This window comes from Nocardioides dubius (assembly GCF_039528155.1).
In the GTDB taxonomy this organism is placed as follows: Bacteria; Actinomycetota; Actinomycetes; order Propionibacteriales; family Nocardioidaceae; genus Nocardioides; species Nocardioides dubius.
On record NZ_BAAALG010000002.1, the window covers coordinates 479,789 to 494,554 of the forward strand.

Annotated in this window: 12 protein-coding genes; 10 read left to right on the forward strand and 2 right to left on the reverse strand. The window is 70.0% G+C overall.

All coding sequences use genetic code 11. The features are described from left to right. The first annotated feature begins 14 nt into the window (after window positions 1–14). The 9 genes from ABD151_RS04095 to ABD151_RS04135 all read left to right on the forward strand — a co-directional run bounded on the left by ABD151_RS04095 (window position 15) and on the right by ABD151_RS04135 (window position 11,699). A complete protein-coding gene (locus ABD151_RS04095) occupies window positions 15–914 on the forward strand; it encodes a fumarylacetoacetate hydrolase family protein (protein ID WP_343991616.1) in 900 nt (299 codons plus the stop codon). Between the two features lie 69 nt (window positions 915–983). Then, the gene (locus tag ABD151_RS04100; RefSeq protein WP_343991618.1) at window positions 984–1,538 is read left to right on the forward strand and encodes a type II 3-dehydroquinate dehydratase; all 555 of its coding nucleotides are present in this window, start codon (window positions 984–986) and stop codon (window positions 1,536–1,538) included. A 69-nt stretch (window positions 1,539–1,607) separates the two neighbouring features. After that, complete coding sequence (locus tag ABD151_RS04105; protein ID WP_343991620.1) at window positions 1,608–3,521, forward strand: acetoacetate--CoA ligase; 1,914 nt, start codon at window positions 1,608–1,610, stop codon at window positions 3,519–3,521. Window positions 3,522–3,610: 89 nt separating this feature from the next. After that, window positions 3,611–5,152 (forward strand): long-chain-fatty-acid--CoA ligase, encoded by a 1,542-nt coding sequence (locus ABD151_RS04110; RefSeq protein WP_343991621.1) that lies wholly within the window; start codon window positions 3,611–3,613, stop codon window positions 5,150–5,152. A 145-nt stretch (window positions 5,153–5,297) separates the two neighbouring features. Next, on the forward strand, window positions 5,298–6,506 hold the full coding sequence (locus tag ABD151_RS04115) for an SHOCT domain-containing protein (RefSeq protein ID WP_343991622.1): 1,209 nt from the start codon (window positions 5,298–5,300) through the stop codon (window positions 6,504–6,506). A 15-nt stretch (window positions 6,507–6,521) separates the two neighbouring features. Further along, a complete protein-coding gene (locus ABD151_RS04120; protein WP_343991623.1) occupies window positions 6,522–7,769 on the forward strand; it encodes a hypothetical protein in 1,248 nt (415 codons plus the stop codon). Then, window positions 7,766–8,065 (forward strand): hypothetical protein, encoded by a 300-nt coding sequence (locus ABD151_RS04125; RefSeq protein WP_343991625.1) that lies wholly within the window; start codon window positions 7,766–7,768, stop codon window positions 8,063–8,065. The genes ABD151_RS04120 and ABD151_RS04125 overlap by 4 nt, the downstream gene beginning before the upstream one ends. A gap of 17 nt (window positions 8,066–8,082) precedes the next feature. Further along, window positions 8,083–8,727, forward strand: coding sequence for a hypothetical protein (locus tag ABD151_RS04130; RefSeq protein WP_343991627.1), 645 nt, complete (start codon window positions 8,083–8,085; stop codon window positions 8,725–8,727). 134 nt (window positions 8,728–8,861) lie between these two features. After that, window positions 8,862–11,699 (forward strand): PKD domain-containing protein, encoded by a 2,838-nt coding sequence (locus tag ABD151_RS04135; protein WP_343991629.1) that lies wholly within the window; start codon window positions 8,862–8,864, stop codon window positions 11,697–11,699. 26 nt (window positions 11,700–11,725) lie between these two features. Here the strand turns inward: ABD151_RS04135 and ABD151_RS04140 are convergent, their stop codons facing one another. Further along, window positions 11,726–12,949 (reverse strand): lipase family protein, encoded by a 1,224-nt coding sequence (locus ABD151_RS04140; protein ID WP_343991631.1) that lies wholly within the window; start codon window positions 12,947–12,949, stop codon window positions 11,726–11,728. Between the two features lie 78 nt (window positions 12,950–13,027). Between ABD151_RS04140 and ABD151_RS04145 the strand changes: the two genes are divergently transcribed. Further along, window positions 13,028–13,714, forward strand: coding sequence for a TetR/AcrR family transcriptional regulator (locus ABD151_RS04145; RefSeq protein WP_343991633.1), 687 nt, complete (start codon window positions 13,028–13,030; stop codon window positions 13,712–13,714). Window positions 13,715–13,830: 116 nt separating this feature from the next. On the opposite strand, the gene ABD151_RS04150 is transcribed toward ABD151_RS04145, so the two are convergent. Next, the coding region (locus ABD151_RS04150) for a sortase domain-containing protein (RefSeq protein ID WP_343991635.1) at window positions 13,831–14,766 on the reverse strand (936 nt) is incomplete at its 5' end.

The window sequence follows — 14,766 nt, forward strand, 5'->3', positions numbered from 1 at the left end:
CGAAGGAGATCCAGATGAAGTGGTGCACGTTCCTGCAGCAGGACGACTCCGAGCAGCGCGTCGGCGTCCTGATCGGCGACGGCTCGATCAGCGCCCTGCCCCGCGGCGCCTCTCTGCTGGCCCTCCTCGAGTCCGATGAGCTCGCCTCGGCCGGCGCCCAGGCGCTGGAGCAGCCGGCCGAGGTGGTGGCCCTGGGCGACGTCACCCTGCTGCCACCCATCCCCCGCCCGCCCTCGTTCCGCGACTTCATGTCGTTCGAGGAGCACCTGCTGAACTCCGCGAAGGCGATGGGGGTGCCGGTGCCCGAGCGCTGGTACGAGTCACCGGTCTTCTACTTCTCCAATCCCGCCTCGTTCCAGGGCCCGGAGCAGTCGGTGCAGCGACCGCCCGGTGTGCTGGCACTCGACTTCGAGCTCGAGGTCGCCGTCGTGGTCGGTCGCACCGGCCGCGACCTGACGCCCGAGCAGGCGGTGGACCACATCGCCGGCTACCTGGTGCTCGGCGACTGGAGTGCCCGGGACCTGCAGCGCGGCGAGATCCCACTCACCATGGGGCCGTTCAAGAGCAAGGACTTCGCGACCTCGGTCAGCGGCTTCCTGGTCACGCCCGACGAGGTCGACCCGGACCGCACCACCCGGCCGGACCTCGCGATGACGGCGTCGGTCAACGGGGAGCTGGTCTCCTCGGGCAGCCTGGGCACCGTGCACTGGTCGTTCGCCGAGATGCTGGCCGAGGCCTCGCGCAACACCGCGATCCATCCCGGCGACGTCGTCGGCAGTGGCACGGTGAGCACCGGATGCCTGCTGGAGCTCGGGATCCTGCACGACCCTGATCGCCATGGCTACCTTGTGCCCGGGGACCGGGTGCATCTCGCCGTCGACGGCATCGGCGAGATCGACGCTCAGATCCACTGAGCGTCCCGATCCCCGCACCCACCGCTTGCGCCGAGCATCCGGCTCGGCACGAACCATGAGGAGAAACCCGTGAGCGACTGCTCTGCTGGCTACGACCCGACCCGCTGGTCCTCCATCCGGACCGGGGAGACGCGCTATCGGATCGGCGTCATCGACGGACCCAACATGTCCAACATGCATCGCCGTGACCGCAGCATCTACGGCGGCGCCTCGATCGGCGACCTTCAGGGCTTCGTGCAGTCGTTCGGGGAGTCGATCGGGGTGGAGACGGTGCACCTCGTCTCCAACCACGAGGGCGACATCATCGAGTGGATCCACGAGAACGCCGACGACCTCGACGGCTTCCTGATCAACCCGGCCGGGCTCACCTTCACCGGCGAGCCGACCAAGTGGGCGCTGGCCGACAGCAACAAGCCCTACATCGAGGTCCACTTCCGCAATGTCGTTGCCGGCAAGGCGATGGCCCCGCTGGGCGAGGAGCGCCGGTTCGTCTTCACCACCGCCGCGAAGGGCGAGGTGATGGGCTTCGCCCAGTACAGCTACACGAGCGCTCTGCTGGCGCTGGTGTGGGTGCTCGACGACCCGGACCTCTCCGGCGAGCTGAGTCTCGGCCAGATCTGCTGATCCCCCTTCCGGAGGTGGCCTCCCTCATCGCCACCTCCGGAGCATCCCCCTGCCCAGGAGAGGCCCACCATGTCCACCCTGCCCGCGCCCGTCGGCGCCATGGACCGCTACCGAGCGTGGCTTGCCGAGTCGGGACGCGTCGCGTGCCCCGACTACGCCGCGCTGCACCGTTGGTCGGTCACCGAGACCGGGGCGTTCTGGCGCTCGATCGTCGACTACTTCGAGGTGCCGTTGTCGCCGCTGGCGGCGCCGGATGCGGTGCTGGTCGACGACGCCATGCCGGGCGCGCACTGGTTCGGCGAGGGCCGGCTCAACTATGTCGACCAGGTGCGGCGTCACCGCGATGCCGCAGGGCCTGCGGTGGTCGCCCTCGACGAGGCGGGTGGCCGGGTCGAGCTGAGCTGGCGTTCGCTGCTCGCGCAGACCGCTGCCTTCGCGGCCTGGCTGCGGGACAACGGGATCGGACCGGGCGATGTGGTGGCCGGCTACCTGCCCAACATCGCCGAGACGGTGGTCTGCTTCCTGGGCACCGCCGCCGTGGGCGCGACCTGGACCACGTGTGCGCCGGACCTGGCGCCCGAGGCCGCCGCCAACCGGTTCGCGGTCACCTCCCCCACGGTGCTGATCAGCGCCGACGCCCACCGTCACGGCGGCAAGGTGATCGATCTCGTGGCACCCAGCGCCGAGCTGGCGAGCCGGTTGCCCGGCCTGGCCCACCATCTGACGCTGGCCCGCGGCGGAGGCCCGGTCCCGGGCCGGGTCGACCTGCGCTCCGTGCTGGACCAGACGCATCCGCTGGTGGTCGCCGAGACGCCGTTCGACGCGCCCCTGTGGGCGGTCTACTCCTCCGGCACCACCGGCACCCCGAAGGCGATGCTGCACTCCCACGGCGGCATCGTGCTGGAGCACCTGAAGTGGCTCGGCCTGCATCTGGAGATCGACAGCGGCGACCGCTTCCACTGGTACACCACCACCAGCTGGATGATGTGGAACGCCCAGGTCGGCGCCCTGCTGCTCGGCGCCACCGCCGTGCTGCTCGAGGGCAGCCCGACCTACCCGGCCAAGGACGCCCTGTGGCGCCTGGCCGCTGCCGAGTCCATCACCCACCTCGGGACCAGCGCCGGCTACCTGGCGCTCTGCGACCGCGACCAGATCGACCTCGCCGGGCACGACCTGTCCGCGGTCGTCGAGGTCGGCAGCACCGGGGCTCCGCTGTCGCCGGCCGCCGCCGGCTGGGTCGCTCGCGAGCTTCCCGAGGTCCGCCTGCGCTCCGCGTCGGGCGGCACCGACGTCTGCAGCGCGTTCGCCGGCGGCGTGCCGCTGCTCGACGAGCCCCGGCCCGGCGACCTGCAGGGGCCGTTGCTCGGGGTCGCCCTTGAGGCCTGGGACGACGCGGGCGATCCGACGTCGGGGGTGGGCGAGCTCGTGGTCACCCGCCCGATGCCATCGATGCCGATCCGGTTCCTCGGCGATCCCGACGGCACCACCTACCACGCGGCCTACTTCGACCGGTTCCCCGGCGTGTGGTGCCACGGCGACTGGATCACCCTGCACCCCGACTACAGCGTCACCGTGCACGGGCGCTCGGACGCCACCATCAACCGCAACGGGATCCGCCTCGGCAGCGCCGACGCCTATGGCGTCCTGGACCAGATCGACTGGATCGAGGACTCCCTGCTCGTCGGGGTCGAGCAGGACGGTGGCCGCTACTGGCTGCCCCTGTTCATCGCTCCCGCCACCGGCCACACCGTCGCTGCCGCGGATCTCGACGAGCTGCGTGCCAGGATCCGGCGGCAGCTCTCCGCGCGCCACCTCCCCGACGAGATCATCGTCGTCGAGCGACTCCCCCGCACCCCGAACGGCAAGCGGCTGGAGGTTCCGGTGAAGCGCCTGCTGATGGGCCACGACCTCACCGCCATGATCGCCGGCCTCCTGCCTGCCGACGCGGCCGCGATGACGGCCCTCAGCACGCACCGCCCCTGACCCCTCGCCACCGCACGGTGCGCCCGATCGGGTGCTCCGGCGCTGGCCCCTACCCACGACACGAACCGTCCCGACCGAAAGGCAGCACCATGTTGAACCTCGCCAGCCTGCTGGAGTCCAGCGCCCGCGCCTACCCGCACCGTGACGCACTGGTGCACGACGGTCGGCGCTACACCTACCGCGACCTGGAGCGCTACGCCAGCCGGATAGCCCACCTGCTCGCCGACGCCGGCGTCCAGCGTGGCGACCGCGTCGCGCTGAGCTGTGCCAACCTGCCCGAGTTCGTCGCGGCCTACTACGGCATCGTGAAGAACGGTGCCGTCGTCGTCCCGCTCAACATCATGCTCAAGGCCCGCGAGGTCGCCTACCACCTGGAGGACTCCGGCGCCGTCGCCTACCTGTGCTACGACGGTCCGACCATGCCCAGCATCGCCGCCGAGGGCTATGCGGGCTTCGACCGGGTCGACTCATGCCGCACCGTCTTCGCCCTCACCGAGACCGGCGACGCACCCAGCCGCGCGGGCGTGGACTCGATCCAGGACGCCTGTGCCCGGTTCCCGGGTGAGTACCCGGCGGCGCCGACCGAGGCCACCGACACCGCCGTCATCCTCTACACGAGCGGCACCACCGGCTCGCCCAAGGGCGCCGAGCTGACCCACGCCAACATGACCATGAACGCGATCACCGGCACCCGGATGTTCGCGATGACCCCCGAGGGCGAGGACCGGCACCTGATCGCACTCCCGCTCTTCCACTCCTTCGGCCAGAGCGTCCAGATGAACGCCGGCATCGCCTCCGCGGCCACCCTCGTCTTCATGCCGCGCTTCGATGCCCGCGCCGCCCTGGACACCATGCGCGAGGAGCGGATCACCGTCTTCGCCGGCGTGCCGACCATGTACTGGGCGCTCACCGGGCTGATCGCCGACGGCGAGCAGGCACCCGTCGAGCTGCGCCTCGCGATCTCCGGCGGCGCGTCGCTGCCGGTGGAGATCATCCGGAGCGTCCAGGACAAGTTCGGCGTCGAGATCCGGGAGGGCTACGGCCTCTCCGAGACCTCGCCGCTGGCTGCCTTCAACGACCCCTCCGCGCCGCCGCGCCCCGGCTCCATCGGGCGCCCGGTCTGGGGCGTGGACCTGAAGCTGATCGCCGCCGACGGCACCGACATCGCCGACGCCGACCAGGTCGGCGAGCTCGCGATCCGCGGCCACAACGTGATGAAGGGCTACCTCGGCCGCCCCGAGGCAACCGCCGAGGTGCTGGGTGCCGACGGCTGGTTCCGCTCCGGAGACCTGGCCCGCCGCGACGCCGACGGCTACTACTACATCGTCGACCGCGCCAAGGACCTGATCATCCGCGGCGGCTACAACGTCTACCCCCGCGAGATCGAGGAGGTGCTGATGACCCACCCGGCGATCTCGCTGGTCGCGGTCACCGGCGCGCCCCACGACACCCACGGCGAAGAGGTGAAGGCGTGGGTGGTGCTGCACCCCGGCCACCAGCTCAGCGCCGACGACCTCGTCTCCTGGGCGCGGGAGCAGATGGCCGCCTACAAGTACCCCCGCATCGTCGAGTTCCTGCCCGAGCTGCCGATGACCGCGACCGGCAAGATCCTCAAGCGCGCGCTGCCCTGATCCGGGCGAGGTCGCACGCCGCGCCGCCGGAGCCGTCCCGCTTCGCCGGCGCGGCATCGGTCGTCTCGGCGACTTCGCCGTACACGGCTCGGTTGCGCGGCTAGGCTGGCGCCGATTCGATCAGGCGCTACGCGGAGGACGAACCATGGGACTCATTCAGGCAGCGATCGGTGCGCTCGGCGGCACCCTGGCCGACCAGTGGAAGGACTTCTACACGGTCCCGAACGGCCTGGCCCCGACGGCGGCACTCTTCTCCGCGGTCCCCCGCGGCACCAACAACGACCGCGGCTCGAACACCAAGGCCTCCGACGGCGTGATCAGCAACGGCAGCAAGATCATCGTGCCGGAGGGCTACGGCCTGATCCTGATGCAGGACGGCGCGATCACCGGGTTCGCGGCGGAGGCCGGCGCCTATGAGTGGAACTCCGAGGCCCAGGACTCGCAGTCGATCTTCGCCGGCAACGGCATCGTCAGCCCGCTGATCACCACCTCGTGGGAGCGGTTCAAGTTCGGCGGCCGCCCGAGCAGTCAGCAGCGCGCCTACTTCGTGACGCTCAAGGAGCTGCCCAACAACCGCTTCGGAACCCAGTCCGAGATCTACTGGGACGACGCCTACATGAACGCCCAGGTCGGCGCCGTCACGCGCGGCACCTACACGCTGAGCATCAGCGACCCGATCCTCTTCATCAAGGCGTTCGTGCCCGCGGCCTACCTGGAGCCCGGCCGCGTCTTCGACTTCACCGACGTCGACAACGACGCCGCCTCCCAGCTCTTCAACGAGGTCGTCGGCTCGTTGGCGCCCGCCTTCTCGATGTACACCAACGACCCCGCCAAGGGGAACCGGATCACCAAGATCCAGCAGGACTCGGTGGGCTTCGCGCAGAGCCTGTCGGCCGCCGTCGAGCAGAACTACCAGTGGGCGTCCGGTCGCGGTCTGGAGATCGTCTCCACCGCGATCATCGCGATCGAGTACGACGAGGCCACCCGCGAGCTGCTGCGCAACGTGCAGCGCGCCGACGCGCTCTCCGGAGCCCGCGGCAACTCCAACCTGCAGGCCTCGGTCGCGGCCGGCATGGAGTCCGCGGGCGCGAACGCCGGCCCCGGCGGGATGATGGGGATGGGCATGGCGGCCGGCTCGATCGGCCTCGGTGGCCTCCAGCAGCCGGTGCCCGGCGTGGGCGCACAGTCGACGGGCGCCCCGGCCGCTCCGGCCGCCGCTGCCCCGGCTGCCCCTGCCGCTCCCGCCGCCGAGGACCCGATGGCGATGCTGACCAAGGCGAAGCAGATGCTCGACGCCGGCCTGATCACCCAGGAGGACTACGACGCGGCCAAGGCGAAGGCACTGGGTCTCTGACCCGGCGAGCCGGCGATGAGTGACACCCCGACGGCACCGGACGACGTCATGCCCGCTGCCGAGCCGGACCAGCCCGCTGGGCAGGCGGAGCCGACCGAGCCAACCGTGATCGAGACCGCCAACGACGGCCTGATCGACGGCGTCAACCGCTGCGCGAAGTGCGGGTCGACGGAGATCCAGCTGCGGGTCTCCACCGGCATGCTGATCTGCCTCTTCTGCCGCCACGAGTGGGCCGAGGAGCAGATCGACCCGCTGATCAGCGGGGACGGCGGCGCGTTGAGCGACCTGTCCGGGACGACGATCGCCTCCGGAGCTGCCGACATCACCGCCGATGCCGGAGTGCTCACCCTGAAGTGCTCGGGCTGTGGGGCCGAGGTGGTGGTGAACACCGCCGAGGCGACGTCGTCGCGCTGCCACTGGTGCCGGCATGTGCTGGCGGTCAACACCCAGGTGCCCAACGGCGCGGTACCGGATGCGGTGCTGCCGTTCAGCATCACCCGGGACCAGGCGGTCGAGCACATCCGAGCGTTCGCGGGCAAGCGTCGTGCCTTCGCGCATCGCACGTTCGTCAAGGAGTTCACGCCCGGCAACGTGGTCGGCGTCTACCTGCCCTACATGACCGTGGACGGCAACGTCAGCGCGGACGTCCACGGCCACGGTGAGGTGGAGACCCGGCGCTACACCCGGGGCAGCGGCGACAACAAGGTCACCGTCTACGACGCCGACGTCTACCAGATCGGTCGCCATGTCGACTTCACCGTCGACGACCTGACCCTGGAGTCGTCGAGCGAGCGGGCCAACATGTCCGCGTTCGCCAACACCAACAACGTGATCAACACGATCCTCCCGTTCGACACGAAGAACGCGGTGCAGTGGAACGCCAACTATCTGGTCGGCTACACCTCCGAGCGCCGTGACCAGGACGTCGCAGCGATGATGCCGGCGCTGGAGCACCAACTGCTCTCCATCGCCCGCTCCGAGGTGCAGGGATCGGTGAGCCGCTACGACCGCGGCGTGCGCTGGGAGGCCGAGCGGCTCGACGTGCACGGCACCCGCTGGGTGTCGATGTATCTCCCGGTCTGGCTCTACTCGTACTACCACCGCGACGGCGACGAGGCGATGGTGCACTACATCGCGGTCAACGGCCGCAACGGCGAGACGATGGGCAGCGTGCCGGTCTCGCACTGGCGGCTGGCGGCGGCAGCCCTGGCCACCGGCACCGTGCTCGAAGCGGTGGCGATCGCGCTGCTGGCGGCGTCGTGAGCGCGCTCATGCTGGAGGCCGCCGTCGTGCTGGCGCAGACCTCCTCGGACTCGGGCGACCTGCCGATCTTCCTGCTGTTGCTGGGCCCTGCAGGCGCGGCGGGCGTCTACTGGGGCCTTTACCGCTACTACCGCAACACCGACAAGTCGCACGACTTCGAGCGGGAGACCATCGTCGAGTCGCGCCCGGTGACCGGCAACGACCAGAAGGTCGATGAGGTGCACGGCACCCGGAGCAGCTCGATCTCGGGGGCGAACCACGAGGATCACCGCGAGCGGGTCCAGCGTCTTCGGTGACCTTCTAGACTCGACGCATGGGCGCGGCCTCCGCAGGATCCCTTGCCAGCACGCACCGAAGGCGGCTGGCCGCCTGGTCGCGCGACGCCGCCGAACTGCGTGCGGCGTCCGGCGATCTCGACGTGGCACCGGAGGTGGCCGCGATGGCGCGCTACCGGCGGTCGGGCACGCCAGTGGTCCGGCTCCCGCACCCGCTGGTCTCCGAGCGTCGCTACGCCGCGCTGTCTGAGCGCCGTCGCGAGCTGGTCCGACGGTCCCGCCTCCTGACGGCGCTGGTGCCGGTCCTGCTCGTCCTCGGCGCCGTCATCGATCCACTGGCGGCGCAGGCCGCCGTCGGGGCGCTGTTGCTGCCCACCGCCGGGCTGGCGGTCCACGACCGCCGCGCTGCGCGCCGGCTCGACGAGCAACGGCAGGTGAGGTTGCGCGGCGGCGCTGCCGACGCCTGGGCGGACTGGCTCGCGGCGCGCGACGCCCTGGCGGCGCTTCCGCACGCCACCGATGCTCGCGCATCCCTTGCGGTGACCGAGGACCGGATGCACAGCCTGGTGCTGGCCCTCGCCGACAGCACGTCCCCCGACACCTCTGACACCCGCGAGGCGCTCTACCGCGCGGCCGCGACCGCCGTCGCCCTGGCCGATGCCGCGCAGGGCATCGTCGACTGAGGCCGTCGCCCCGCCTGCTTGTCCAATATTGGTCATTCATCCGCGGCATCCCCTGGGCACACTGGAACGGAGGGGCTCGTCCCGAGCCCGGGGAGTTGGGGTGCGCTGTGCTGCGCCGATGGATGATGTTCCTGATGACGGCGCTGCTCGTCGCCGCGCTCGCAGCGGTGGGTCCAGCGGAGGGCGCGGACACCGGCGATGCGGCCCCGCATCCAGGTCGGATCGTCAGCGACGATCCCTCGGCCTTCACCCCGCACATCATGGACGGCGACGTCCAGACGATGACCAAGGTCGGCAACCTGATCGTGGTCGGCGGCAACTTCACGAGGGTGCGCAACGCGGGCAGCTCGACCGACATCCCGCGCCGCAACCTCTTCGCCTTCAACGCCACCACCGGCCAGGTGAGCACGACCTTCGCCCCGAACCCCAACGCCCAGGTCAGCAAGGTGCTCCCCGCACCCGACGGCCAGTCGGTCTACATCGGCGGCAACTTCACCAGCGTCACCTCCAACGGGACGACGACGTCGGTGAGCCGTCTCTACAAGGCCGACATCACCACCGGCGCGCGGATCACCCAGTTCCAGGCGGGCTCCCTGGACGGGGAGGTCCGCGACATCTCGGTGACCGGTGGCCGGCTCTGGATCGCGGGCAAGTTCACCCACGTCCAGGGCCAACCGCAGCGTGCGCTGGCCACCCTCAACGCCACCACCGGGGCCCGCGACACCTACTTCACCGGGGTGCTCGCCGGCTCGCACCAGCCCGACACCACCACCAGCGTGCTGCAGATCGCCAGCAACCCGGCGAACACCCAGCTGGTCGCGATCGGCAACTTCGCCACGGTCAACGGCAGCAACCGCCATCAGTTCGCGGTCCTCGACATCTCCGGCCCCGGCTACGCGCTGGCGAACTACGCGACGGCCCAGTTCGAGTCAGGCTGCAACCCGGTCTTCCACACCTACATGTCCGACGTGGAGTACTCCCCCGACGGCACCTTCTTCGTGGTCGCGACCGCGGGCGGCTACGGCGGCTACACCGCCAGCATGAACGGCACCAGCGGATGCGACGGCGTCTTCCGCTACGAGACGAACGCCAGCGGCAGCAACGTCCGGCCGACCTGGTCGGCGTACACCGGCGGCGACACCACCTGGACGGTCGAGGTCACCCAGGACGTCGTCTATGCCGGCGGCCACCAGCGCTGGCAGAACAATCCCACCACCGGCAACTCGGCCGGCGACGGCGCGGTCTCCCGCCCCGGCATCGCCGCACTCAACACCCTCAACGGACTGCCCTGGACCTGGAACCCGACCCGCACCCTGGGTGCCGGCGTCCGGGACATGATCGCCACCGACCAGGGACTCTTCGTCGGCTCCGACACCGACACCTTCGCGGGCGAGACCCACCGCAAGGTCGCGTTCCTGCCGTTGGCCAGCGGCAAGGAGCTGCCGCCGCAGGTGCCCCTCGCCCTGCCCGGCGACGTCTTCCGGGTGGCCAGCGGCGGCTCGCAGCTGCTCCGGCGCGGGTTCGACGGCAGCCAGGTGACGTCGTCGGCCAACGCGCCCAACGGCTCCGGCTGGGGCACCTCGGTGGGCGCCTTCATGATCAACGGCGTCCTCTACACCGGCTACGCCAACGGCAACCTCACCCGCCGCACCTTCGACGGGACGACCTACGGCCCCGAGACCGCAGTCGCCGCAGGCGATGCGCTGTCGCGGATGGACGCCTGGCACGACAGCGACGTCCCCGACATCAGCACGATGTTCTACGACCGCGGCCAGATCTACTTCACCCGCAACGGCGAGAGCTCCCTGTACCGCCGGGCCTTCGAGCCGGAGTCGGACATCGTCGGCCAGCAGCGGTTCGCGGCCGGGTCCGTCACCGGCGTCAACTACTCCACGATGCGCGGCGCCTTCGTCGCCAACGGCCGGCTCTACTTCGCGACCAGCACCGGAACCCTCAACGTCGCCAACTGGAACGGCACCGGCGCGGTCTCCGGCACCGCCAGCGTGCTGTCCAACGCCGGCACCGGCTGGTCGTCGCGGGCGATGTTCCTCTACCAGGGCTCCACGATCACGCCCCCGCCGCCCGAGCCGCCGTCGGCCTCCTTCACCGTGGGCTGCACCCTGCTCGTCTGCTCGTACAACGCTTCGGCGTCCGACGACTCCGACGGCACGATCACCAACTACGCCTGGAGCTTCGGCGACGGCCAGACCGCCACCGGGCCGAGCCCGACCACCAACCACGCCTACGCATCCGGCGGCTCGCGCACGGTGACCCTGACCGTGACCGACAACGACGGCCTCACCGATACGACGACGCGGGTCGCCAACCCCTCGGAGACCGCCAACCCCGTGACGTTCGTGGCAGCGGCGACCACGACCGGGAACCGCCAGAACCACACGGTCACGATCCCGGGGTCGGTGCAGGCCGGTGATCTGCTCGTGCTGTTCTTCACCGCCAACAGCACGACGCCGACCTACTCGGTGCCAGCAGGCTGGAGCCAGGCCGAGGCGGTGGCCGGCGGCGGGATCGTCGGGCGCCTCTACACGCGGCTCGCCACCCCCGGGGACGCCGGCAGTGCGGTGACGGTGGTCTCGAGCGGCTACGCCAAGGATGCGGTGACGGTGGCGGCCTACCGCGGCGTCGATGCGACGACGCCCCTGAGCGACACGGCGATCCTGTTGCAGACCAGCGACACCGCGGCGCACGTGACCCCGGCGGTGACCGCCCCGGACGGTGAGCAGTGGCTGGTGAGCCACTGGACCGACAAGAGCGGCACGACGACCGGATGGACGCTGCCGGGCGGCCTCACCCAGCGCTCCACCGGATCCGGCTCCCCGAGCGGTCACATCTCGGCGGTCCTGGCCGACAGCGGCGGACCGGTCTCCTCCGGCCCGCAGGGCGGGCTGAGCGCAACGGCCAACTCGGTCGGCAGCGCAGCGGTGACCTTCAGCCTGCTGGTCAACCCGTCCTAGCGTGGCCGCCGCACTTGCCGCCGAGGTCAGACGCAGTCGTTCTCGATCTCCTTTCCATGCACCACCCGGTCGAGCCAGGCGAACGCCTCCTCACGCGGACCGCTGTCCACGAGCATCGGGACGTGGTCCAGACCCTCGTAGTCGCGGTAGGTCACGACTGCGCCGGCCGCGCAGTAGGTCGCCCGCATGCCCTGCACGCCGGCGAGCTCCACCTCGACGTCGGCCTTGCCGGCCTGGAGCAACACGGGAACCTGCGGCTTGAGATTGGTCGGATCCTGAGCGTCGAGGTACTGCTCGAGGGACGCAAGGTCGGCGTCGGTGGCGAACAGCTCGTTCATCGGAATCGCATCAGGTGCGGGCACCTGCCCCCAGGGGCATCCTGCGCGGGTGAAGCCGACCAGGTCCGTTGCCTTCTTCGACATGATGGCGTCGGCGTCGACGCTCGGGTCTCCCGCTTGGGCACCGAGGACGATGAGCGGGATGTAGGGCTGGATCGCTTCCGAACCAGGAGGCGCACTGCGCGCCCAGGCCGGCGTCTGCGAAAGTCCGACGCCGCCAGGTGCCACCGACGCCGCGCCGCGTAGGTCGAGTTCAGGGGCTCGTCCGGGCCCGTACTGCGCTGCCGCGACAGCTGCCTGGCCGCCCTGGCTGTGGCCCATCGCCACCCAGGTAGTGCCTACCGATTCGTTGACCTGGGCGGCCGCGCGGACGATATCGGTGATGGTGTTCGCGGCACTGAGCGCGTTCATGTAGGGGTGCCCACCAGGGGTGCCGAGCCCTTCGTAGTCGGTCCGCGCGACCGCGTAACCCCTGGCGACCCAGTGATCGACGAAGGTTCGCATCACGTCGAGGTAGTCGTCGGCCGCAAGCCCGTCGTCGCCTTGGGCTGACGGCGCGCAGACGTCGGCGTACCCCGTGGTGCCATGGCCCCAGCTCAGCACGGGCCAACCACCCTGCGGAGCCTCGCCCTTCGGGATGGCGACCGCACCGGAGACCACGATGTGTTCGCCGGCTGCGTTCTCGGACTCGTAGGTGATCCGCCAGTCCTCTGCGGCGCTGGGCAGGCTCGCGGTGGCGTTGAGGGCCTTCTTCGTGAGCAGCGTCCCCGGCTTCACCGTGCCGGACTCCGCTGTCGCTGAGGTCGCGGCCCTCGTCGGCTCGTCGCTCCCGTCGCCTGGTGTGCAAGCGCTGAGACTCAGCAACGCGACGCTGCCGAGGACGGCGGCAACCGGGAGGAGTCGGGTCTTCATCGTGTTCTCCTGGGCTCGTTCCAAAGATTAGGTCACTTGACCTAATCTGGACCGTAGCACTGCCGTACTCTTGCGTCCATGCCTGCCCGAAGCACCCGGACCGACCTCCTTGACACCGCGGAACGCCTGATCGCCGAGCAGGGTTTGGCTGGGGTCTCGGTGCGCGAGGTCATTCGTGCCGCCGGGCAACGCAACAACGGTGCGGTCAACTACTACTTCGGGTCTTGGCACGCGCTGTTGATCGAGTTGTGGTCGCGCAGGACGACCGGCGATGCCCTGGGAAGGGAGCTCTACGCGGCCGCTGCCGATGCCCCTGACCGGCTCGCCGCTCTGGTCGAGGCCTATGTGCGACCGTTTGTAAGCGAGGTTGCGGAGAGATCGCCGTCGTACTGGGCCCGGTTCAACGAACAATGGCTGGCGGGGATCCGGAGCGACTTCGTCGCGTCCCCGCAACCGCTGGTGGCGGATGATCCGGCATATCCGACGATCCCGGGCTTGGACGGCTTGAAGCAACTATTGACGGACATCGCGAATGAGCTCGACCACCTGCCCGTCGGGGACCGTCCTGCCCGTGCTGCTTTGGCGGCACGCTTCGTCGTCTCAGCTCTCGCCTCATGGGAACGCGACCGGGTGGCGGGAGTGTGGAGAGACCTGGATGCGTTCGCGACCGAGCTCTGCACCCTGATGCTTGCTCTGTTGCGCGCCGGCTCAGCCGACAAGCGATCGAGCCAGGTCCTCCGCGATGCCTCCGGCTCCGTCGGCTGACCGTCGCGGGCTCCCACCACAAGCACCAGCACAGGTGAGACAAGAAAGGCGGTCCCCCGGGGCGAGTGTGGGGACTCCCCGGGGGACCGCGTTCTTTCTGGGGGAAAGAACCTAGATCAGCTCAACCGCTTCGCACTGACGGCCACGTTCTGGCTGTAGTGGAAGCCACCACCGGGGGTCGAGATCCTGCCGGTGCAGCTGATCAGCGTGAGGCCGTGGCCTCCCGTGGTGCGGAAGAGCCGCTTGGGCATCTTGCCGTCCCGGGAGAACTTCTCCACTGCCGTGACCCGGTAGCGAACCGTCTTGCCGCCGCTCTTGACGGTGACGATCTGGCCCTTCTTGACCTTGCTGAGCCGCGAGAAGGCACCCGGGCGGTCGTGCCGGTCCGAGACGTGCCCGGCGATCACCGTGGCGCCGATCAGATCACCGATGCCAGCCGACTTGTTCAGCTGGCCCAGCTCGGCCACGTTGCTCGGGATCCGCATCACGTTGTTCGGCGCCGTCACGGTGGAGACCGAGGCGTTCACGCCGATGCTCGGGATCGAGACCGTGGTGGCCCGGGTCCGCGCCGCGTGGCTGCCCGGCGAGCTGTAGCCCGTGTCGACTCGCGGCGACCTGTAGCCGGGCTTGCGCACCAGCGACGTCTCGGACTTCAGGCCACAGGCGTGCGAGGCCGCGTGGTTGCGGCTGTCGGACGTCGTACGCGCCACCCAGGTGTAGAACCCCGTCTTGGTGATCCGGACCTTCGGGGTGCGGATCACGCCGTTGCGCGGAGCGAAGCCGACCGTCTTGACCGCCTTGGCCGGCGCGCAGGACATCGCCGCACGGCTCGCGAACGGGCCGTAGAGCGTTGCGCTTCCCTTGGCACCGTGACCCGCCACGAACCCGCTGATCTTGACGGTGTCGTAGAGACGAACGCCAGGTGCCGCGACCGTGTTCGAGGTCTGCGTGGTCAGCTTCGGTCGTGCCTTGGGAGTCGCCGGGACGGTCGGCTCATCCTCGACCGTCACCGTCTGCGCGGCGTCGTTGATGTCCTTGTGCTCAGCAACCGC